General features: G+C 61.4%; 17 protein-coding genes. 7 read left to right on the top strand and 10 right to left on the bottom strand.

Annotated elements, in window-relative coordinates; all coding sequences use genetic code 11:
• Positions 1 to 3 precede the first annotated feature (3 nt).
• Positions 4 to 1,038, top strand: coding sequence for an Ldh family oxidoreductase (locus AC07OP_RS02035; RefSeq protein ID WP_065941243.1), 1,035 nt, complete (start codon positions 4 to 6; stop codon positions 1,036 to 1,038).
• Between the two features lie 40 nt (positions 1,039 to 1,078).
• Here AC07OP_RS02035 and AC07OP_RS02030 read toward each other — a convergent pair whose 3' ends face one another.
• A complete protein-coding gene (locus AC07OP_RS02030; protein WP_032887039.1) occupies positions 1,079 to 1,399 on the bottom strand; it encodes an ElaB/YgaM/YqjD family protein in 321 nt (106 codons plus the stop codon).
• 165 nt (positions 1,400 to 1,564) lie between these two features.
• On the opposite strand from AC07OP_RS02030, the gene AC07OP_RS02025 reads away from it, so the two are divergent.
• On the top strand, positions 1,565 to 1,819 hold the full coding sequence (locus AC07OP_RS02025) for a hypothetical protein (protein WP_003190904.1): 255 nt from the start codon (positions 1,565 to 1,567) through the stop codon (positions 1,817 to 1,819).
• Here the strand turns inward: AC07OP_RS02025 and AC07OP_RS02020 are convergent.
• Positions 1,791 to 2,711 carry a LysR family transcriptional regulator gene (locus tag AC07OP_RS02020; RefSeq protein WP_495101689.1) on the bottom strand — a complete coding sequence of 307 codons (921 nt, stop codon included), beginning with the start codon at positions 2,709 to 2,711 and terminating at the stop codon, positions 1,791 to 1,793. The genes AC07OP_RS02025 and AC07OP_RS02020 overlap by 29 nt on opposite strands.
• Positions 2,712 to 2,802: 91 nt before the next feature.
• Here AC07OP_RS02020 and AC07OP_RS02015 point away from each other — a divergent pair, with 91 nt between their 5' ends.
• Positions 2,803 to 3,729 (top strand): carbon-nitrogen hydrolase family protein, encoded by a 927-nt coding sequence (locus AC07OP_RS02015; RefSeq protein WP_495101600.1) that lies wholly within the window; start codon positions 2,803 to 2,805, stop codon positions 3,727 to 3,729.
• 27 nt (positions 3,730 to 3,756) lie between these two features.
• Here AC07OP_RS02015 and AC07OP_RS02010 read toward each other — a convergent pair whose 3' ends face one another.
• From AC07OP_RS02010 to AC07OP_RS02000, 3 genes are read right to left on the bottom strand one after another with little or no spacing between them, the layout of a single operon-like run.
• Entirely contained in the window at positions 3,757 to 4,308 is a 552-nt protein-coding gene (locus AC07OP_RS02010) for a GNAT family N-acetyltransferase (protein WP_495101599.1), read from the bottom strand.
• A gap of 7 nt (positions 4,309 to 4,315) precedes the next feature.
• Positions 4,316 to 4,777 carry an LEA/WHy family protein gene (locus AC07OP_RS02005; protein ID WP_065927877.1) on the bottom strand — a complete coding sequence of 154 codons (462 nt, stop codon included), beginning with the start codon at positions 4,775 to 4,777 and terminating at the stop codon, positions 4,316 to 4,318.
• 13 nt (positions 4,778 to 4,790) lie between these two features.
• A complete protein-coding gene (locus AC07OP_RS02000; RefSeq protein ID WP_027606435.1) occupies positions 4,791 to 6,218 on the bottom strand; it encodes a nucleobase:cation symporter-2 family protein in 1,428 nt (475 codons plus the stop codon).
• A 233-nt stretch (positions 6,219 to 6,451) separates the two neighbouring features.
• Between AC07OP_RS02000 and AC07OP_RS01995 the strand changes: the two genes are divergently transcribed.
• Positions 6,452 to 8,077: a methyl-accepting chemotaxis protein gene (locus tag AC07OP_RS01995; protein WP_027606434.1), complete on the top strand. Its 1,626-nt coding sequence runs from the start codon at positions 6,452 to 6,454 to the stop codon at positions 8,075 to 8,077.
• Positions 8,078 to 8,152: 75 nt separating this feature from the next.
• On the opposite strand, the gene AC07OP_RS01990 is transcribed toward AC07OP_RS01995, so the two are convergent.
• From AC07OP_RS01990 to AC07OP_RS01970, 5 genes are read right to left on the bottom strand one after another with little or no spacing between them, the layout of a single operon-like run.
• Positions 8,153 to 9,130 (bottom strand): 2-hydroxyacid dehydrogenase, encoded by a 978-nt coding sequence (locus AC07OP_RS01990; protein ID WP_115486217.1) that lies wholly within the window; start codon positions 9,128 to 9,130, stop codon positions 8,153 to 8,155.
• Entirely contained in the window at positions 9,127 to 10,425 is a 1,299-nt protein-coding gene (locus AC07OP_RS01985) for an MFS transporter (protein WP_065927874.1), read from the bottom strand. The genes AC07OP_RS01990 and AC07OP_RS01985 overlap by 4 nt, the downstream gene beginning before the upstream one ends.
• A 45-nt stretch (positions 10,426 to 10,470) precedes the next feature.
• On the bottom strand, positions 10,471 to 11,412 hold the full coding sequence (locus tag AC07OP_RS01980; protein WP_495101598.1) for a sugar kinase: 942 nt from the start codon (positions 11,410 to 11,412) through the stop codon (positions 10,471 to 10,473).
• Complete coding sequence (locus AC07OP_RS01975) at positions 11,405 to 12,187, bottom strand: sugar phosphate isomerase/epimerase family protein (RefSeq protein ID WP_495101597.1); 783 nt, start codon at positions 12,185 to 12,187, stop codon at positions 11,405 to 11,407. The genes AC07OP_RS01980 and AC07OP_RS01975 overlap by 8 nt, the downstream gene beginning before the upstream one ends.
• Before the next feature lie 60 nt (positions 12,188 to 12,247).
• Positions 12,248 to 13,267: a LacI family DNA-binding transcriptional regulator gene (locus tag AC07OP_RS01970; RefSeq protein ID WP_495101596.1), complete on the bottom strand. Its 1,020-nt coding sequence runs from the start codon at positions 13,265 to 13,267 to the stop codon at positions 12,248 to 12,250.
• Between the two features lie 235 nt (positions 13,268 to 13,502).
• Here AC07OP_RS01970 and AC07OP_RS01965 point away from each other — a divergent pair, with 235 nt between their 5' ends.
• The 3 genes from AC07OP_RS01965 (at position 13,503) to AC07OP_RS01955 (ending at position 20,180) form a co-directional block, all read left to right on the top strand.
• Complete coding sequence (locus AC07OP_RS01965) at positions 13,503 to 15,482, top strand: hypothetical protein (protein WP_495101595.1); 1,980 nt, start codon at positions 13,503 to 13,505, stop codon at positions 15,480 to 15,482.
• Between the two features lie 209 nt (positions 15,483 to 15,691).
• Positions 15,692 to 17,692, top strand: a complete 2,001-nt coding sequence (locus AC07OP_RS01960; protein ID WP_495101594.1) for a carbohydrate-binding protein — start codon at positions 15,692 to 15,694, stop codon at positions 17,690 to 17,692.
• 214 nt (positions 17,693 to 17,906) lie between these two features.
• Positions 17,907 to 20,180, top strand: a complete 2,274-nt coding sequence (locus tag AC07OP_RS01955) for an autotransporter outer membrane beta-barrel domain-containing protein (RefSeq protein ID WP_495101593.1) — start codon at positions 17,907 to 17,909, stop codon at positions 20,178 to 20,180.
• The last annotated feature ends 39 nt before the right edge of the window (positions 20,181 to 20,219 follow it).

Raw genomic sequence — 20,219 nt, 5'->3', positions numbered from 1 at the left:
CAGATGCCTGCCCAGTCCCCGATAGTCGACAACGCCACAGCCCTCATCGGTTTCAACGACCTGGTGAGGTTGCTGAGTGCGGTATTCGTGAAGCACGGCACCGCGCCGGAAGTGGCCGAAATCCTGGCGCGCAATTGCGCCAGTGCCGAGCGCGACGGTGCCCATAGCCACGGCATTTTCCGCATCCCCGGTTATCTCAGCACGTTGGCCAGTGGCTGGGTCAATGGCAAGGCGGTGCCGGTGGTGACGGATGTGGCGTCCGGTTTCGTGCGGGTGGACGCCGGCAACGGATTTGCCCAGCCGGCCCTTGAAGCGGCGCGCGCGCTGCTGGTGGATAAGGCCCGCAGTGCCGGTATCGCACTGCTGGCGATCCACAATTCCCATCACTTCGCGGCCTTGTGGCCGGATGTCGAACCCTTCGCCGAGCAAGGATTGGTGGCGCTGAGCGTGGTCAATAGCATGACTTGCGTGGTGCCCCATGGCGCCGACCGGCCGCTGTTCGGCACCAACCCTATTGCCTTTGCCGCGCCGCGTGCCGACGGCTTGCCGATAGTGTTTGACCTGGCCACCAGCGCCATCGCCCACGGCGATGTGCAGATTGCCGCGCGCAAGGGCGAGCGCTTGCCGCCGGGCATGGGGGTCGACAGCCTCGGCCAGCCCACCACCGACCCCAAGGCTGTGCTGGAAGGCGGCGCGTTGTTGCCCTTTGGCGGGCACAAGGGCTCGGCGTTGTCGATGATGGTCGAATTGCTGGCGGCGGCCCTGACGGGAGGTAACTTTTCCTTCGAGTTCAACTGGGCCGATCACCCCGGCGCACGTACGCCCTGGACCGGGCAATTGCTGATTGTGATCGATCCGAGCAAAACCGCCGGGCAAAGCTTCGCCGAGCGCAGCCAGGAACTGGTGCGGCAGATGCATGCGGCGGGATTGCGGCGCTTGCCGGGGGATCGACGTCATCGCACACGGGCGAAGTCGTTGGAGGAGGGCGTGGTGGTGGATCTGGAAGCGCTGAACCAACTGCGGGACTGGGCTACGTAGCAGTTGACGAGGCTCGTCAGCTGCTACGGGCATGTGTCGGTCAGTTACGGCGACCCAGCAGCAGGCCAACCACCAGGCCAAAGCCCGCGGAGATGGCCACGGTCTGCCATGGATGGCCACCGATGTAGGTTTCGGTGGCATCGACCACCGGCTTGCTGCGCTCGCGCACGTTGGATACCGAGTCCAGTGCCTGCTTGAGTTTGATGGCGACCTGTTCGCGCAGGGTTTCGCCTTCTTCGCCCACCAGGGCAGCGCTGCTTTTGAGCAGCTTGTCCGATTCTTCGATCAGGGCCGTCAGTTCACTGAATGCTTGATCCTTGATTTGATCTTCAACAGCTTGGGCGGCAGTTTTGCGGGCCATGGGTGTGACTCCTTGCAGGTGAATGTGACAGTGAACAATGGAGTGCCGGGCGGTGGCAAAAGTTGCAGTTTTTTTGCCGGGTCGGCACTGGCGAACGAAATCCGAATCCGGAAAATTCGGCCTACAGTGTAAGATGTCGACTATTTGTGCAGCAGGAATTTCAACATGAGCTTCAATCTCGCCAACAAAACCCTCGCCGAGCGCGCCGAGCTGGAAGATGAAAAGTCCCGCCTCTACGACCTGTGGCAAACCAACCTGGGCAAGGCCAAGGGCGAAGCCGCGCGGTTGTTCGGTGAGCGCGCCAAGCGCAAGGGCAAGTGGGCCGAATGGGTCCGCGCCGAACTGGACGGCATGTCGCCGCCGGAGTTTTCCAACATGGTGCGCAGCGAAGTCAACAAGTTGATGGCGGCGGCGAAGTAAAACCGGCGGCAATCGCTTCGCGTACTTTAAGCAACATCGGATCAAGCTGGGCCTGGGTGCGCCAACCCAGTTCCACCGGGTAGCGCGGCAGCGCCAGCGGGCAGGGCAATACCCGCAGGCCGGTCATCTCGGCGATGGCCTGCGCCGCATGCCCGGGAATGGTCGCCACCGCCTGGCTGCCCTTGAGCAGAAACGGCAGTGCGGCAAAATGGCTGGTTGAGGCGCACACCTGACGGCTCAGGCCCTGCGCCGCTAGCCCTTCGTCGGTGATGCCGATGAACCCGCCTGACGACACCAGCACATGCTCGCGGGTGACAAATTCATCCAGGCTGAGGCTGTCCTGGCCCGGCGCCAAACTGCGTGGGTCCACGACGCAGCGATAATCCCCCTCTCCCACTACCTGCCGACTCAATCGGCTTTGCGCAAAGCCGCCCGCAGTGATTGCCAGGTCCAGGGTGCGATCGAGCAGGGCGCCGGCGACGATCTGGCTGTGGGTCTGGCGAAAGATCACCCGCAGCTTCGGCAAGCGCTGTGCGATGGCGTCCATCAAGCGGCGGCCATAGGCAATCTCGAAGTCGTCGGACAGGCCCACCACCACCGAGCGGCCTTGATAGTTCGGGTTGTCCGGATTGACCATCGCCAGGCTTTGCCGACAGCGCTCCAGCGCCTCGCTGATCACCGGTTTCAATTGGTTGGCCCGCAGCGTCGGCGCCAGGCCACGGCCGGTGCGCACGAACAGTTGGTCGCCATAGACGTCGCGCAGGCGTCGCAGGCCTGCACTGATGGCCGACTGCGTGACTCCCAGGCGCAACGCCGCGCGGCTGGCGCTGGACTCATCGTGCAGGGCTTCGAAGGTTTTCAGCAGGTTCAGGTCGACCTGGGCGATATTCATCTGGCTCATATCATTCAGCACTGAGGTGGGCTTTATTCATGATCGAGCCTGGCGAGAGAATGGGCAACCCCCCTTATCTGGAGTGATCGTGATGCCCGTTTCTACTGTGGCGGCCCTGCAAATCGGTTCCCTGCCTGGCGGCAAGGCCGACACCCTGGCGCAAATCCTCGCCTATGAAGACGAGATCCTGCGCAGCGGCGCGCAATTGGTGGTGATGCCCGAAGCGCTGCTCGGTGGCTATCCCAAAGGTGAAGGATTCGGCACCCAATTGGGCTATCGCCTGCCCGAAGGCCGCGAAGCCTTTGCCCGCTACTTTGCCAACGCCATCGATGTGCCGGGCGCCGAGACCGAGGCCCTGGCCGGCCTGTCGGCGCGTACCGGCGCCAGCCTGGTGCTGGGTGTGATCGAGCGCAGTGGCAGCAGTTTGTATTGCACGGTGTTGTATGTCGAACCCACCGGCGGCCTGGTGGCCAAGCACCGCAAACTGATGCCCACCGGCACCGAACGGCTGATTTGGGGCAAGGGCGACGGCTCGACCTTGCCGGTGATCGACGCGGCGGTAGGGCGTATCGGCGGTGCGGTGTGCTGGGAAAACATGATGCCGCTGCTGCGCACCGCGATGTACGCCAAGGGCGTCGAGGTATGGTGCGCGCCGACGGTGGATGAGCGCGAGATGTGGCAGGTGAGCATGCGCCATGTGGCGCATGAAGGGCGTTGCTTTGTGGTCAGCGCGTGCCAGGTGCAGGCCTCGCCCGAGGCACTGGGCATCGAGGTCGCCAACTGGCCTGCAGAACGCCCGTTGATCGCCGGCGGCAGCGTGATTGTCGGCCCCATGGGCGACATCCTCGCCGGGCCACTGGTGGGGGAGGCCGGGCTGCTGACGGCGCAGATCAACACCGATGACCTGGTGCGAGCGCGGTACGACTATGACGTGGTGGGGCATTACGCCCGCCCGGATGTGTTCGAGCTGGTGGTGGATGAGCGCGCCAAGCCAGGTGTGCGCTATATCACCGACTGAAAGCCGGTGGAAATGTGGCAGGGCCCCTCAGCGTTTAGAGGATTGGTTTTCCAGCCATTCCTCGCGGGTCATTTCCCAGATATCCCGTGGGAAAGTGCCTGCCACAAACTCACCTTCATCCGTCCTGATCAAACGCATGCCCGTGCGCTCGGAAATACGCCGCGAGCCCAGGTTGGGTGCGGCCTTGGGCGCCCGCAACACAGGGCGCTTGAGCACGCCGAACCAGTAGTCGGTCACCGCCGTGCTGGCTTCGGCCATCAACCCTTGCCCCTGCCATTGCGGCCCCAGCCAGAACCCGCGGTTGTTATCCTGCTCGTCCATCAAGCTGACGTTACCAATCAACTGTCCAGGCGCGCTTTTCAGGCGCAGCGACCAGTGCCATTCCTCGCCACGGGCCATGGCGGGTAAGGCGATGTGCTCCAGGTAGGTGCGCGCGCCGTCAGCCGGGTAGGGCCACGGCACCAGGGCGTTGAGGTAACGCACCACGTCCCAATGCGCGAATTGCTGCTGGATCCCTTCGGCATCGTCCAGGGTCAGCGGGCGCAGGATCAGGCGTTCGGTAAAAAGTGTCGGTTGCATGGTGTCATTACCAGGTCGCGGTATTCGGCAAGTCCAGCGTGCCACGGTCTACAAAGCGCATCGTGCCGAACAGCCCGCCCGCCAGTTTGCCCCGCAGCACGTAGGGCAGGTTGTTCAAGCTCTGGGTCTGGCTCAGGCCCAAGGTCTGGCGCAGCACGGAAAACGCCGAAACACTCACCGGCACCATCAGCACGGTCTCGGAAAAACGCGGGATGCTGCCGCGCTGGTCACTCACCCCCGACGCCAGCGGCCGACCGTTGACCTCCAGGTCGAGGGCCACGCCGTTGTAGTCGATCGCCGTTTCATTGGGGTTCTGCACCCGCAGTTTCACGGCGAAGCGCACTTCCAGGTCCTGGCTTTGCAGCGGCTCGATGCCCACCACATTGATATTCACCGGGTCGCGGTTGGGGAACAGCGCACAGGCGCTCAGGCTCAGCAGTAGCAGCGATAGAACCATGAGCTTGCGCATGCAAAGGGTGCTCCTATTTCGTGACGTCCGGGTCCTGCATCACTTTGAGGGTAGAGGACTCCGGATCAAATTCATCTTCTTCCAGCTCTATGAACGCTTCCGGCAGGAAAATGTTCAGCAGGATTGCACAGAACGCGCCCACGGTGATCGGCGATTCGAAGATGTTGTGCAGCGCCTTGGGCAGGTCGCGCAACACTTCCGGCACGGCGGCCACGCCCAGGCCCATGCCCAGGGAGATCGCCACGATCAGCACATTGCGGCGGTGCAGCCCGGCTTCGGCGAGGATCTTGATGCCGGCCACGGCGACGGTGCCGAACATGATCAGGGTCGCGCCGCCCAGCACCGGCTTGGGCATCAGTTGCAGCACCGCGCCGATCATCGGGAACAGCCCCAACAGCACCAGCAGGCCGGCAATGAAGTACGCCACGTAGCGGCTGGCCACGCCTGTCAACTGGATCACGCCGTTGTTCTGGGCGAACGTCACCATCGGCAGGCTGTTGAAGGTCGCCGCCATCGCCGAGTTGAGGCCGTCGGCCAACAGGCCCGACTTGATGCGCTTGATGTACAGCGGGCCCTTGACCGGCTGTTGGGAAATCATCGAGTTGGCCGTCAGGTCACCGGCCGCTTCCAGGGGCGAAATCAGGAAGATCACCGCCACCGGGATAAACGCCACCCAGTCGAACGAGAAACCGTACTTGAACGGCACCGGCACGCTGATCAGCGGCACCTGGGGCAATGCCGCCATATCGACGCGGCCCAGGTACCAGGCCACCACAAAGCCCAGGGCCAGGCCGATCACGATCGAACCCAGGCGCAGGAACGGGTTATTGAAGCGGTTGAGCACCACGATGGTCAGCAGCACCAGGGCCGCCAGGCCCATATTGCTCGCCGCGCCCAGGTCGCTGGCGCCAAAGCCGCCGGCCATGTCGGTAACGGCCACCTTGATCAGCGACAGGCCCATCAGGGTAATGATGGTGCCGGTCACCACCGGGGTGATCAGCTTGCGCAGCTTGCCGATGAACTGGCTGAGCACCACTTCGATAAACGCCGCGAAAAAGCAGATGCCAAAGATCGTCGAGAGGATCTCATCGGTGCCGCCACCCCGGGCCTTGACCATGAAACCCGCGCTGAGAATTACGCTGATAAACGAGAAACTGGTGCCTTGCAGGCACAGCAGCCCCGAACCGATAGGGCCGAACGTGCGCGCCTGGACAAAGGTGCCGAGCCCCGACACAAACAGCGCCATGCTCACCAGATAGGGCACTTCGCTTTCCAGGCCGAGCACACCACCGACGATCAGCGTCGGGGTGATGATGCCGACAAAACTGGCCAGCACATGCTGCAACGCGGCAAATATCGCCGCACTGAAATGCGGGCGGTCCTCGAGGCCGTAGATCAGGTCGGATTTATAGCGGGGGCGGGGGGCTTGAGCGTCAGACAAAATGAGGGCTCGGGTCAGAAAATGGAGGCGCAGGATGCCAGAAACGGCCCGGCGTCAGAAGTGTAAAAAAATATTTATAAAGACCCTGCATAAAACCCCGATTCCTGCCGATACTGCTTATAGGCCCATCTATCAAAAACAACAGTGATGGCCGGTGTCAGGCAGTGTGTTGACGCTGGCTGATCGTTTCGTGGCATGGACGCGCGCCGCCACTCCATATCGAGATCGCCCTTATGTCGCTCCGTCACCTGAATATCGCCCCTCGCGCTTCCCTCGGTTTCGCCTTCATCGCCCTGTTAGTGGTGGTGTTGGGCGGGTTTGCGGCCAACCGCATGACGTTGATCCGCCAGGCCTCGGTGGACATGAGCAGCAACCAGCTGCCCAGCGTGACGTACCTGGCCCAGATGACGGAGAACGTCCTGCGCATGCGTATCCTGTCATTTCGAGTGCTGGTCAACCGCGAGCCAGCCGGCCTGCAGGAAGCCGAAACCCGCATCGGCGTGCTGGTCGACAAGGTCAAGACGGCCCAGGCCGGCTACGCGGCATTACCCGCCGGTACTGAGGAAGCGGCGTTGTACAAGACGTTTGTCAGCACCCTGGATAACTACTTCAAGGCCCAGGCGGACATGCTGGCGCTGTCCAAGCAAGGCGACGTCGAGCAGATGCGCACCCTGATCAATACCCGGATCAAGGAAGGCACCGATCAGATGGGCGAGCAGTTGAACAAGCTGATTGCGATCAATGCCGCCAACGCCAAGCAAGCCAGCGACGCAGCAGGGCACAGTTACACCAGCGCCATCACCGGGATTATCGTGGTCTCGGTCAGTGCTGCACTGCTGACGGTGCTGCTGGCCTGGCTGCTGACCCGCAGCATTGTCACGCCGTTGCGCAAAGCCGTTCAGGTGGCTGAAACCATCGCCGGTGGCAACCTGACCAGCGTCGTTGAAGATAATGGCAACGATGAACCCGCGCGCCTGATCAACGCCCTGTCGACCATGCAAACCAACCTGCGCCAGACTATCCAGCACATTGCCGGTTCGGCCACGCAGTTGGCCTCGGCGGCGACAGAGTTGAGCGCCGTGACCGAGGAAGCGTCCCGGGGCCTGCAGCAACAGAACAATGAAATCGACCAGGCCGCCACGGCGGTCAACGAGATGACCGCGGCGGTGGAAGAAGTGGCGCGCAATGCGGTGTCCACCTCCGAGGCCTCCAACCAGTCCAACCAGGCCGCGCGGTCGGGTCGCGACCGGGTGATGGAAACCGTCGGCGCGATCCAGACCATGACCCAGGACGTCCAAAACACCGCCGCGATGATCGAAGGCCTGGCCACCCAGGGCCGTGACATCGGCAAGGTGCTGGACGTGATCCGCGCGATTGCCGAACAGACCAACCTGCTGGCGCTCAACGCCGCCATCGAAGCGGCCCGCGCCGGTGAAGCCGGCCGCGGCTTTGCGGTGGTCGCGGATGAGGTGCGGGCCCTGGCTCATCGCACGGCGCAGTCGACCCAGGAAATCGAGAAGATGGTCGCCGGCATCCAGAACGGTACCGGTGAAGCGGTGCAGTCGATGCAACAGAGCAACCAGCGCACCCAGGACACCCTGGAAATGGCCCGCGCCGCCGGCGTGGCCCTGGAGCAGATCACCCAGTCCATCAGCCTGATCAACGAACGCAACCTGGTGATCGCCAGCGCGTCGGAAGAACAGGCCCAGGTCTCCCGCGAAGTGGACCGCAACCTGGTGAACATTCGCGACCTGGCGACCCAGTCGGCGGCGGGCGCCAACCAGACCAGCGCCGCCAGCCACGAGCTGTCGCGCCTGGCGGTGGATTTGAATGGGATGGTGGCGAGGTTCGTTATCTGACCCACTTTTTGCAATGCAATCAAATGAGGGAGGGGGCTTGCCCCCTCCCTCATGTGTTCTGTGTGGTGTCAGAAGCTATTGCTTCCAGGCCCCTGGGTTCACCAGATTCTTGGGTTTTTCACCCGCCAGCGCCTGCAACAGATTATCCACCGCACATTTGGCCATCGCCTCCCGCGTCTCATGGGTCGCGGAGCCGATATGCGGCGTCGCCACCACGTTGTTCAAACGCAGCAACGGCGAGTCGTGGCTGAGCGGTTCTTTCTCGAACACATCCAACCCCGCCGCCCGTATGGTGCGTTGCTGCAATGCCTCGACCAACGCCGCCTCGTCCACCACCTTGCCCCGCGAGATATTGATAAAGATCGTCTCCGGGCCCATCAGCGCAAACTGCTCGGCGCCGATCAGCTTCTCGGTTTCAGCCGTGAGCGGCAGGGTCAGGCAGACAAAATCGGCTTGTTGCAGCAAATCGTTAAGGCTGCGGTACTGCGCACCAAAGCGCTGTTCCACCGCTGGTTTGGGCGAATGGCTGTGGTAGAGCACCGGCATGCCAAAACCGAAATGCCCGCGCTGGGCCAAGGCTTCGCCAATGCGGCCCATGCCGATGATGCCCAGGGTCTTGCCATGCACGTCGCTGCCGAAGTGTGACGGGCCGATATTCTTGTTCCACTGGCCGGCGCGCACCATGTCGGCCAGCTCCACCACACGCCGGGCGGTGGCCAGGATCAGCGCGAAGCCGGTGTCGGCGGTGGTTTCGGTGAGCACGTCCGGGGTGTTGCTGAGCAGGATGCCGCGCCGGGTCAGGTAGTCGATAGCGTAGTTGTCGACCCCCACGGACACGCTGGCCACGGCTTCCAGTTGCGGCGCGAGGTCGAGCAACCCGGCATCCAGGCGCAGGCTGGCACCCAGCAGGCCGTGGGCGGTAGGCAGGGCATCGCGCAGCTTGGCCAGGCCGGTCTCGTCCAGTGCGTCGATCAGGGTGACGTCGCACTGTTCATGCAGGCGCGCCATCAACGGTGCGGAGAGCTTCTTGTACAGAACCACAGACTTTTTCATGGGGTTTTCACCTTCAATTCGAGGGTCGAGATGGGCGCGCGTTCACGGTCACTGGCGCCGGGCTTGAGGAAAATCGTCAGCACCACCGACAGCATCAGTGCGCCGCTCATCAGCAGGTACGAGGCGCCGGGCGAGCCGGTGCTGCTATTGAGGTAACCCACCAGGTAGGAACCGCCGAACGAGCCGAGGGCGCCCATGCTGTTGATCAGCGCCATGGCGCCACCGGCGACGTTGGCGGGGAGGATTTCCGGGACGATGGCAAAAAACGGCCCGTACGGCGCATACATGCAGGCTCCGGCAATGACCAGCAGGGTGTAGGACCACCAGAAATGTTCGGCGCCCAGGGCGTAGGAGGCATAGAACGCGATGGAGGCAACCAGCAGCGGCGGCCATACGAAGCGCTTGCGCTTTTGCAGTTTGTCCGAGCCCCACGACACCGCCAGCATGGCGATCACGGCGGCGAGATAGGGCAGGGCCGAGAGCCAGCCGGCTTCGACCATGTCCATCTGCAGGCCTTTCTTGAGGATCGACGGCAGCCACAAGACGAAGCCGTACACGCCGATGCTCCAGCAGAAAAACTGCAGCGCCAGGATGATCACCTTGGGCGAACGGAACGCTTCGGCGTAATTCTTCACCGCCTTGATACCGACCTGTTCGGCGGCCAGCGCGCTTTCCAGGTCTTTTTTGTGCTGCTCGCTCAGCCACTTGGCGTCCGCGGGTTTTTCATCCGCCAGCTTCCACCAGATAAATGCCCACAGCACCGCCGGCAGGCCTTCGATGATAAACATCCAGCGCCAGCTGAAATGCTGCACCAGGTAGCCGGACACCACCGACATCCACAGCATGGTCACCGGGTTGCCGAGGATCAGGAAGGTATTGGCCCGCGAGCGCTCGGCACGGGTGAACCAGTGGCACAGGTACACCAGCATGGCCGGCATCACGGCGGCCTCGACCACGCCGAGCATGAAGCGAATGACGATCAGCATGTAGGCGTTGGACACCACGCCGGTCAGGGTGGCCAACCCGCCCCAGAGGATCAGGCTGACGAAAATCAGCTTCTTGACGCTGCGCTTTTGCGCGTAGATCGCACCCGGCACCTGGAAGAAGAAGTAGCCAAGGAAAAACAGTGCACCCAGCAATGACGACATACCGGGGGTGATCATCAGGTCCTCGGCCATCCCGGAGGCGGCGGCAAAGCCATAGTTGGCGCGGTCGAGGTAGGCCAGGCTGTAGGTGATAAAGACGATGGGCATGATGTACCACCAACGACGGGTGGCGAGTTTCACGGTGTCCATAAGGTTGCTCCTGAGCTTGTTGTAGTTGTGGCAACAGGGTGTGGGTCAAGCGACGGATCGGGTGGGTAATTCGGAGCGGGTGGGCAAGCCTTCCATATCGCCGCGGCTTTGCACGGCGCGGCTGCCGATCCAGTTGCCGCGTTGTACCGCCTCGGGGAAGCTGAGGTTTTCCAGCAGAGCGCTGATCATGCCCACGGCAAAGCCATCGCCGGCGCCGACGGTGTCCACCACCTTGTCCACGCGCACGGCGGCGACAAAGCCCTGGTCCAGCTGGGTGCGGAAGTAGGCGCCGTCCGGGCCGAGCTTGATCGCCACGGCTTCGGCGCCCTGGTCGAGGTAGAACGCGGCAATATCCGCCGGGTCGTCGAAACCGGTGAGCAGACGGCCTTCGCCCAGGCCCGGCAGGACCCAGTCGGCGAGACCGGCGAGGGCGTTGATTTCGCGGATCATCTGTTCCTGGCTGGCCCACAGCGACGGACGCAGGTTTGGGTCGAACGACACGCTGCCACCGGCTTTGCGCATCTGCGTCATCAGCTCTACGGACAGCTCGCGGGTGGCCTCGGACAACGCCGGTGGAATGCCCGTGGCGTGCAGATGGCGGGCTTGCAGCAGCGCCGGGCTGATGGCGCCGATGGACAGATGGCTGGCGGCCGAACCCTTGCGGAAGTACTCCACCTGCGGGTCATCACCGGCTTCTTCGCAGGACTTGAGCTGAAAGCCGGTGGGGTGCAACGGGTCGATCGCCACATGCCGGCAATCCAGGCCTTCTTTTTTCAGCGTGTCGACCACAAAACGCCCGAGGGAATCATTGCCCACCCGGCTCAGCCAGGCGACGTTGAAACCCAGGCGCGACAGGCCGATGGCGACATTGCTGTCGGCGCCGGCAATGCGTTTGTGAAACTGTGCCACCTGGGCCAGGTCGCCGGTCTGCTCGGCGACAAACATCGCCATGGTTTCGCCGAACGAGAGGATATCGATCTCAGACATGGGCATTCTCCCCACGGGGTTGGCCAAGGAGGGTGAGGGCTGCCACCTGTTGCGCGGTGACGTCGACCAGGTCATCGCCCTGCAACGGGAATTCCACCGCCCGTGTAATGCCTTGAGTCATGTGGGTGAGCAGTTGTTCCCACAGATGCAGGTCGGTGGCGCCGGGCGGCAGCGCCACCAGCTTGCCGTCCGCGCGACGGGCCACGGCCTTGCAGTGCAGGTAGTCGACGTGCCGGCCGAGCAGGCGTGCGGCGGTCAGGGCGGATTGGTCCTGCCATTGCCAGTTGCCGATATCGAAGGTCATCTTTACCGTCAGACCCAGGCGTTCGACCTCGGTGAAGAAGCGCTGCATCGGCTCGATCCGCCCGCCGTGCAGGGTCTGGTCGTTTTCCACCAAGAGCTTGACCGGATGGCGGGCGAGCAGGGCGTGCAGGCTTTCCAGGTCGTTGGTATCGGTGAAATAACCGAGGGAGACTTTCAGCCAGCGCGCACCAAAGGCCTGGGCACGGTCCAGGGTTGCGTTGAGGTCGGCATTCGGCTGGGCGCGGCCGGCGACCCACAATTCCAGAGGCGATGAGAACACACACTCCAGGCCTTGCTCGGCGGCAGCCTGGGCCAGTTGTGCAGGTTGCTCGCTGGTCAGCAGTTCTTCGCGCCACTCGATGCGCCGGGCACCGGCGGCGGCCAGCAACTCGACAAAACTCAATTGGCCTTGCTGGCGGACCAGGTCGGCGCCGTAGCTGGAAAGGCTGATGGAAACGGGGTATTTGTGCATTGTTGTTTACCTCTGAAACCGGTTTCATTTTTTCACGTTGTGAAGGTTGAATCGACTCTGCTACGTGTAAGGACGCTGGGTCGAACCTCGAATGATCAACTGGGGCAAAAAGTCCAGGGTGCGGGTCGGTTCGGTGTCACCGCGCAAGCGCTTGAGCAGGCAGTCGAACGCACTGGCGCCAATGGCTTCGGTGGGTTGGGCGAGGGCGGTGATGCCGTTGCCCACCAGCGGGTACCAGTCCAGGTCATCCAGGGCGATCAGCCCCACGTCGTCGAACAGCTTGCAGTCCAGCGCCTTGAGCGCACGGGTGCAGGCCAGTGTGGCGACGCCGTTGGCACAGAACACCGCCTTGGGGCCGGGTTTGGCGAGAAAGGTTTGCAGGCGTTGTTCCAGCCCGTCATCGAGCGCCAGCACCGCGCCGGTCAGCGCCGGGCGCCGGGCGATTTCGCCCTTGAAGCTGTCCAGGCGTTCCTGCCGTGAACTGGTGCCATCGCAGGCTTCGCTCACCAGCAATACATCGCGGTAACCCTGCTGTTCCAGGTGTTCCACCGCCATGCGCACCGCCGCCGGGTTATCCAGCCCCACCAGGTCGCTGTGCAGCGGCTCGACCTTGCGGTCCACCAGCACCAGGGGCATTTCCCGTTGCAGTTCCAGCAATTGGTCGAGGTGATGGCCGAGGGTGTTCACGATCAGCCCTTCGATGTTGTACGAGCGCAGCGCCGCCAAATGCTGGCGTTCCTGCTCGTCATCGCGGTCGGTGTTGCACACCACCAGGCTGTAGCCGTGCCGGCGACAGGCGGTTTCGACGCCGTGCATCACGGCAATGGAGTAGGGGTTGCGGATATCGGCCACCAGCATGCCGATCAGGCGGGTGCGGCCACGTTTCAACCCGCGGGCCATCTGATTGGGGCGATAGCCGAGTTGTTCGATGGCGTGTTCGATGCGCAGGGCGATGGCATCGGAGAGCAGGGCGCGGTCCTCGCCGATAAAGCGCGACACGCTGGCCTTGGAGACCCCGGCGTGTTGGGCGACGTCGAGCATGGTGACGCGGCTGCGCTGGGCGGCGGAAAATGGAGTCACGACGGTTGGACCTTTTTATTGGAGTCAAGGGATCCAGCGACCGTGAGACAGGTCCTGAAACCGGTTTCAGCAGACACCATCAGGGGCTGTCTCGTCAAGGGCCGGTGGCAATTGTCTTGCCCCTCGTGCTGATCGAATCCGACGAGTGGCAAGGGGTACCTGTTACTTTTGACAGTATCCGCTGCGGGTGTTTGAGCGCTTAATTCTCTCCAGGATTCTTGGGAGGGAAGAGAAAATGCCCAGCTCACTCAAAGCCGCCGCCCAACCCAGTGTACTGTCTACCCCGGGGGGGCAGGCCAGGGTATTACCGCCTTTCGACGAGGTGGTGGGGGTCGATCCTGCCGACCCGGAAGGGCTGATTCCTCTGCCGGTTTCGTTGCAGCCCCTGGAGTGCCGTATTCCCCAGTGGGTGCCAGGCCCTTCAATCGGAAGGACCCATACCCTCACGCTATTGTGGCGTGTGCGCGGTGTGGAAGTCGAAGCTGATGCGCAGTCTTTCACCGGGCCGCTGGATCCGGCGCTTTTCCCGTACTCGTTGTATGTCCCTGCCGATTTCATGCGGGAAATCGATGCGGTGGTGGAAGCTTTTTACACGGTGACAGATGAGCGCGATGACGTGACGCCATCTTTCCCGTTGACGTTGACGGTGGATAACAATCCGCCGAGGTTTCAGGATCCGGACGACAAGGCACGTTTTGTTGACCCAGCCATAGAAGCGTCCGGGATCACGGAAGCCGTGCTGGCCGCCAACCCATTTATCGAAGTCGAGGTGCCGCCCTACATCGGCCGTGCAGGTCGTGACAGCATCGGGTATTACCTGAGCAACACCACGCCACCGTTTCCGCCCATCCAGAACGGCAGGCCGGAATTCCCCCTGATCACCGACCCACTGATTCTCAGGATTCCCGCCGAACACTTTCGCGGCCTCAGTAACGGAATCGCCTATTTGCACTACCGCTTATATGATCGTGCCGGGAACTTTACGTTGGCGCTCAGTGCGCCGATGGACTTTCAGGTCAACCTCATTGCTGATCCGAGCAACTTGCCTGCGCCTGATATTCGTCCGCCGGCCTATCTTGATTTTCTGATCAAGCGTGATGATGCACGTGCGATTGTCGCAGCGCGGATTCCCCGTGAGTACGATGATTTTGCAGCGGGCGACAGTGTCGTGATGGTCTGGGACGGTCGCCCTGTTCTGCCGGCAATACCCATCACCAGGTTCCCATTTCCGGTCGAGATACCCTGGACTATCCTGCGCGGGCCCGACCCTCTGGCACGCACCGAGGTGCAAGTCCGGTATGAGATTCATCGTGCGGGGCGCCCGCCAATGCCATCGCCGTCGAGTTTTTTCTGGGTCGACCTGACTATTGCCGGACAGGACCACCCTAACGCGCCGGCGCTGCTCAATACCACGCTGGCGCTGGTGGATGTGTTCGGCAAAGGCTCCGGATTACACAATGAACTCGATTTTCGTGATGCGACTGCGGGCGCTGAGGTGTGGGTTCGTCTCTATCAGAACCCGGTGGCTGGAGAGCGGCTGGAGCTGTATTGGAACGGTACGGGGCCAGTGGCTCACTATGATGTGCAGCCAGGGGATGTGTTCGATCAGCCGGTGCAGTTCACGGATGTGCCCGGCAGGGTGATTGTCGAAGGTGGTAACTTCCCGGACTTGCCGGTGCATTACACCACCAGTAACGGAGTGAACGAACAACAGTCAGACGCTACACCCGTCAATGTTCATGCCGCACCGTTAATTAAGTTCGATGCGCCATTGATACAACATACCCTGCATGGCGGTGGTAACTATCTTACTTGTGAATCTCGACCTGCTATTTGTCATGGCGTGTATTGGTTTATACGCGATGACAGCCGATTTCAATCGGGGGATGAAATCCGGTTTTTTTGGCAGGGCTATTCAAGTAATAACTGGGAAAACCCCATTCCCGACACTGACTTCAGCGTGACGGTCAATTATGTCGCGAACGGTCAAGCGGTCAGGGTGTGGCCGTGGGAGACGAAGATTGAACCGATGCGTATCTATGCATCGGCAACCGCCGAGTTCTTTGTGATTCGACGGGGGGCGCTGATCGGCCAGTCTGCCCCGGGGCTCGTGCGTATTGATCGCGGGATCTCCGGCAGTGGAAGGATTTGCCAGCCGGGCGACGTCGGCTTTTGTGATTCGCTGGACGATGAGTATCCGGACAGTCATGGATGATTGCCGGGAAGGTGAAATCAACGGGGTTATTTGAGTGAACCTGTATCCATTACCCAGCCGTCGGCACTCTTCGGTTGTGGCATTACTTAAACTTTTTTTAGTAAGCGAGGGGTGGAGTAAAGAATAAAAAGTTGCACACGTTGTGTGGCTCTATGAGCGTCGTCGGACGCTCCGCAGAGTAATCTTTTATACTAAAGAGAGTAGCTCGCATGAAAAAAATAGTTCCCAAGTCGAAAGAAAAAGGTGTGGGGCCGGCAACGGTTCCCATTGTGCTCCCTGCACCGATTATTCACGGGCTTGTTGACCCGGACGAGTACCCGGGTCTGGTGTCCAGAGAAGCCGCCGATAGAAACTTTCTTGAAGTGGATATTGAAGTGTGGTCTCCCGCTTCGACCAATCCCGCCAGGTCCGATACCCTGGATGTTCATTTGGACGATATCGGTGATTTCCAGAGTGGGCGCATCAGCAGTGAATCGATATTTTTCACGGCGCCCATTCCGCTGACTTATACGGTCAATATTCCGCGGCGATTCCTCACTGAAGGCGCCCACACTCTCAGCTACAGGGTAATCCTGGCCTCCCTGAATGACTCAGGCTCCTTTGAAGCGCCACTGCGGATTGATCGAACCGCTCCCTACGACAGCATTCCCGACGGGCCTCGCCGTTTGACCCTGCCGCCTGGCTGGACAGGCAGCGTCACACAGGCGCTTCTGGATGCAAACCCCACGGGCGTGCCCTTCGGCATTCCGGCGTATGCCGCGGAAGGGGCTGATCCAGGTGACAGATGGCGCCTGTACTACGGCGACTCAATGGAGGTGATCGCTGAGGGGCCGGTGTTCCCTGACAGGGTGGTGCGCTTCACCCAGGCTCTGGCCGATGCGGCGGATGGCCCGCGTAAGTTGGTGTACCGTTTGCTCGATGTCGCCGGCAATATCAGCGATCCTTCGTTTGAGCTGCCTATCTCTGTGGCGTTGCGGCCTGCGCCAGTACTCGAGCCGGCAGGTGTGAGGGATGCCGTCTCCTTGACGGGCGTGGGTGACCGCCTGATTGATCGTCGCGATACCGCAGCCTCTGCCGGTATGTTTGTGATTATTCCGAGTTACGACGCTGACCGTACGCTGGACCAGCTTCTGGTGCGCCTCACCACCACCCATGGCACTCGGGACGTGGGGCCCTACGCACTGGGTGGGTCCCCACTGCCTTACAACTTCCACGTGGACTTTGCGACGCTGGTCGCCTTGTACGGTACGAGTACCGGTAGCATCAACTTGAGAGTGGAATATGCGGTGGTGCGAGGGGGGATGACGTATATGGTACCCACGCCTACCAATATCGAGCTCGAACTGCAGGTGGGCGGCCCGATCAACCCTTGGGAGCCGGAATTGATCAATCCCAACCTGCCACTGCCGATCCTGACGGGGCGCGGTTCCGGACTGACCAACGAATTGGATGAGCGCGACTCACAGATGGATGCCGACGTCGTGGTTCGCCTGTGGAGTGCAGCTCCACTGCCTTCGGCACAAGCGTTCGATATCGTGCTGTACTACCAGAACGAACAGGTCGATCGCAAGTCGGTGGACCCGTCGACGGCCATGCCAGGTGATGAGATCCCTATGGTCGTACCGTGGCCATACATCCTTAAGCATTCCAATAACCTAATCCCATTGCGCTATGAAATCGCGATCGCGGCTACCCACAACCGGGTTTCATCACCGCACCAGGACATCAACGCCAATGCCAACGTGATTGCGTTCCCTCCACCCAGGGTCACAGGGGCTTTGCCTGAGCTCCCGGGTGCGCCAGCAGAAATCGTGTGCAATACGTTGCAAGGGCCGAACCGTGAGGTGCATGTATTTGTGCCCCCTCATGAACAGTTGGCGGTCGGGATGATTGTCACGGTGAATTGGACGGGCTGCAGTGACGATGAAGGCAAGGATGCCATTACGGGTGCGACCGGGCAGTTTCCGTTCGGTCCGCTGAACTTCGAGCAGACTCGAGTGGGCTTCACGGTCCCCGTCAGGCCCTATGCGACCTACGTGAAACCCATCAATGCGGCGGCGTACGATATGGGGTCGGTCCATATCACCTACAGCGTACCCGTCATCGGTGTCCCGTCCCCCGTCGTTTCCGCCGAAGCCATCCTGTTGGTGAGAGGCGTGCGGCCAGGTCTGGTCTACTGTGACAGTTCACCTTGGCCAGGTTCCAGCTGAGCGCCGGCGTGGTGGTACTGGAAAAGAGGAGCCTGGCTCCTCTTTTTTATTGGCTACCGAAACGTCGGGCAACTCACCTGGTAATCAAAGAAAAATCCTACATACCTGTTCCCTCCTCCTCACTAATCTGCGCCCCGTCATGACCTGGGCCTATCTCGCTTGGTGCCGGTCAATTCGTTCCCTTTCGGGAAGGTTCTTCACGGGTATACATGCAATGACTATCGATGCACAGTTCAAAAAACATCCTTTGGCGCTGGCGCTCCAGGCGCCTGCTGTCGGCTTCCTGTTGCTGGGTGCCACATTCACCCATGCCACCACGACATTACATCCGGGCATGGACCGCACCATTGAGGCGGGTGCGCGTGTTGATGACTGGGTCATCAGCGAGAATGCGCACCTGACATCCAACGGTGCCGAACTGCGTCAATCCCGAGTGTCTGCCGGTACGCTGACCCTCAATGCCGGTACCAAGGCGCAGGACATTTACGCGACCCAGGGTGCGCAGATCAACCTCGATGGTGCCACGGTAGAGGCGCGCAGCTCTGCCGCCTTTGCTATCAACCTGCAAGGCAGCAGCGCCCACATCAGGGGCAGCCAGGTCATCAATAACAATGGTATCGGCCTTGTGGCTGCACGTAACTTCCTCACGGATGAGGGGTCGACAGCCACTGTTTTCGACAGCACGATCATCGGCTCCACTGAAGGTGCGCGGGCCACTGCGTTCAGCCAACTCAACTTCTTTGACTCGGATGTCATTGCTACTGATGAAAATGGCATCGGCGTGTTATTGCTGGGCGGGGCTGCGAACGCTGTCGGCAGCTTCATTACCGGTGGCGAGAATGGTGTACGCCTGAGTTATGAAAGTGCGGACTTGAACAACAGCAGCCTGGTATTGAACGGCTCTCATGTCGAGGGCCGCAATGGCGCGGCACTGTTGGTGGAGGGCGATGCATACGGCGCGACCGACGCGGATATCCATGTCCTCAACGGTTCGACCTTGAGCGGTGGCAACGGCAATATCCTGGAAGTCACCGGCGGTTCCTCCGCCAACATGAACGTTGACCGCAGCCTCCTGGTGGGTGACATCGTGGTCGAAGACGGCAGCAGCGCGAAGGTGCAGCTCAACAATGGCTCCTGGCTGACCGGCCAGTTGAAGAACGTGGCCGAGTTGAGCGTGAACACCGCGTCCAACTGGATGCTGGTGGGCGACAGCAATGTCGACGCCTTGAAGATGGGCGGCGGCACCGTACACTTTGGTGGGCCGGATGAGTTCTACCAGTTGGACGTGAAGAGCCTGGAAGGCAATGGCACCTTTGTCATGCACACCGACTTCTCCACCCACCAAACCGACTTCCTGAACGTGGAAGGCAAGGCCGAGGGTAACCATAGCCTGTTGCTGGACGCCACCGGTTCGGAACTGGCCAGCGGCCAGCCGATCAAGGTGGTGCACACCGAGGGCGGCGATGCCCACTTCTCCCTGGTGGGCGACACCGTGGACATCGGCGCCTACGCCTATGGCCTGCAGAAGGATGGCACCGACTGGCTGCTTGACCCGACGCGTCGCGGCACCAGCACCAGCGCCCATTCGGTACTGGCCTTGTTCAACAGTGCGCCGACCGTTCTGTACGGTGAGTCGTCCCTCCTGCGTACGCGGATGGGGGAATTGCGTTTCGGCGATGGCAAGGACAATGGCCTGTGGATGCGCAGCTACGGCAACAAATATGAGGTCGCCGCCAACAAGAACGGTGCCGGGTATGCGCAAACCCAGAAGGGCTTCACCCTGGGCGCCGATGCGCCGTTGTCCAGCGGCGATGGCCAGTGGCTGGCGGGTGTGATGGCCGGTCACAGCACCTCGGACCTGAATCTGAACCGCGGCAGTAAAGGCGAGGTCAAGAGCTACTACCTGGGCGCCTATGCCACGTGGCTGGATGATGAGAGCGGTCTGTATTTCGATGGTGTCGCCAAGCTCAACCGTTTGCACAACGAGGTCAATGTGACCATGAGCGACGGCAAGAAAGCCAAGGGCAGCTACACGCAAAACGCGGTGGGCGTGTCGGCGGAATTCGGTCGCCATATCCAGCTGGATGAGGATTTCTTCGTCGAGCCTTACGGCCAGTTGTCGGCAACCATCACCCAGGCACAGAGCTACGAGCTGTCCAACGGCCTGCAGGCCAAAGGTGATCGCTCCAGTTCCGTGGTCGGTAAGGTGGGCGTGACGGCTGGCAAGAACATTCAGCTGGACAGCGGCAGTGTGTTGCAGCCGTACCTGCGCACCGCGCTCGCCCATGAGTTCGACCAAAGCAACAAGGTGTTCGTCAACGATCAGAGCTTCAACAATGATCTGTCGGGCTCGCGGATCGAGCTGGCGGCTGGCGTGGCGATGTCTGTATCGAAAAACGTCAAGCTGCATGCCGACGTCGAAACCAGCAAAGGCAAGAAGATCGATCAGCCGTGGGGTGTCAATTTCGGCCTGCGTTACGACTTCTAAGGCACGCACTCACTTGAACAGGGGAAGCTTCGGCTTCCC

It is taken from the genome of Pseudomonas sp. GW821-FHT09D08, from assembly GCF_059416305.1.
The sequence above is the reverse complement of the archived record's forward strand: the minus strand, read 5'-3'. Positions and strand labels throughout refer to the sequence as shown.

Coding starts and splice junctions, on each gene's coding strand:
- AC07OP_RS02035 (WP_065941243.1), top strand. CDS start 4: ATGCCTGCCCAGTCCCCGATAGTCGACAACGCCACAGCCCTCATCGGT.
- AC07OP_RS02030 (WP_032887039.1), bottom strand. CDS start 1,399: ATGGCCCGCAAAACTGCCGCCCAAGCTGTTGAAGATCAAATCAAGGAT.
- AC07OP_RS02025 (WP_003190904.1), top strand. CDS start 1,565: ATGAGCTTCAATCTCGCCAACAAAACCCTCGCCGAGCGCGCCGAGCTG.
- AC07OP_RS02020 (WP_495101689.1), bottom strand. CDS start 2,711: ATGAATATCGCCCAGGTCGACCTGAACCTGCTGAAAACCTTCGAAGCC.
- AC07OP_RS02015 (WP_495101600.1), top strand. CDS start 2,803: ATGCCCGTTTCTACTGTGGCGGCCCTGCAAATCGGTTCCCTGCCTGGC.
- AC07OP_RS02010 (WP_495101599.1), bottom strand. CDS start 4,308: ATGCAACCGACACTTTTTACCGAACGCCTGATCCTGCGCCCGCTGACC.
- AC07OP_RS02005 (WP_065927877.1), bottom strand. CDS start 4,777: ATGCGCAAGCTCATGGTTCTATCGCTGCTACTGCTGAGCCTGAGCGCC.
- AC07OP_RS01995 (WP_027606434.1), top strand. CDS start 6,452: ATGTCGCTCCGTCACCTGAATATCGCCCCTCGCGCTTCCCTCGGTTTC.
- AC07OP_RS01990 (WP_115486217.1), bottom strand. CDS start 9,130: ATGAAAAAGTCTGTGGTTCTGTACAAGAAGCTCTCCGCACCGTTGATG.
- AC07OP_RS01985 (WP_065927874.1), bottom strand. CDS start 10,425: ATGGACACCGTGAAACTCGCCACCCGTCGTTGGTGGTACATCATGCCC.
- AC07OP_RS01980 (WP_495101598.1), bottom strand. CDS start 11,412: ATGTCTGAGATCGATATCCTCTCGTTCGGCGAAACCATGGCGATGTTT.
- AC07OP_RS01975 (WP_495101597.1), bottom strand. CDS start 12,187: ATGCACAAATACCCCGTTTCCATCAGCCTTTCCAGCTACGGCGCCGAC.
- AC07OP_RS01965 (WP_495101595.1), top strand. CDS start 13,503: ATGCCCAGCTCACTCAAAGCCGCCGCCCAACCCAGTGTACTGTCTACC.
- AC07OP_RS01960 (WP_495101594.1), top strand. CDS start 15,692: ATGAAAAAAATAGTTCCCAAGTCGAAAGAAAAAGGTGTGGGGCCGGCA.
- AC07OP_RS01955 (WP_495101593.1), top strand. CDS start 17,907: ATGACTATCGATGCACAGTTCAAAAAACATCCTTTGGCGCTGGCGCTC.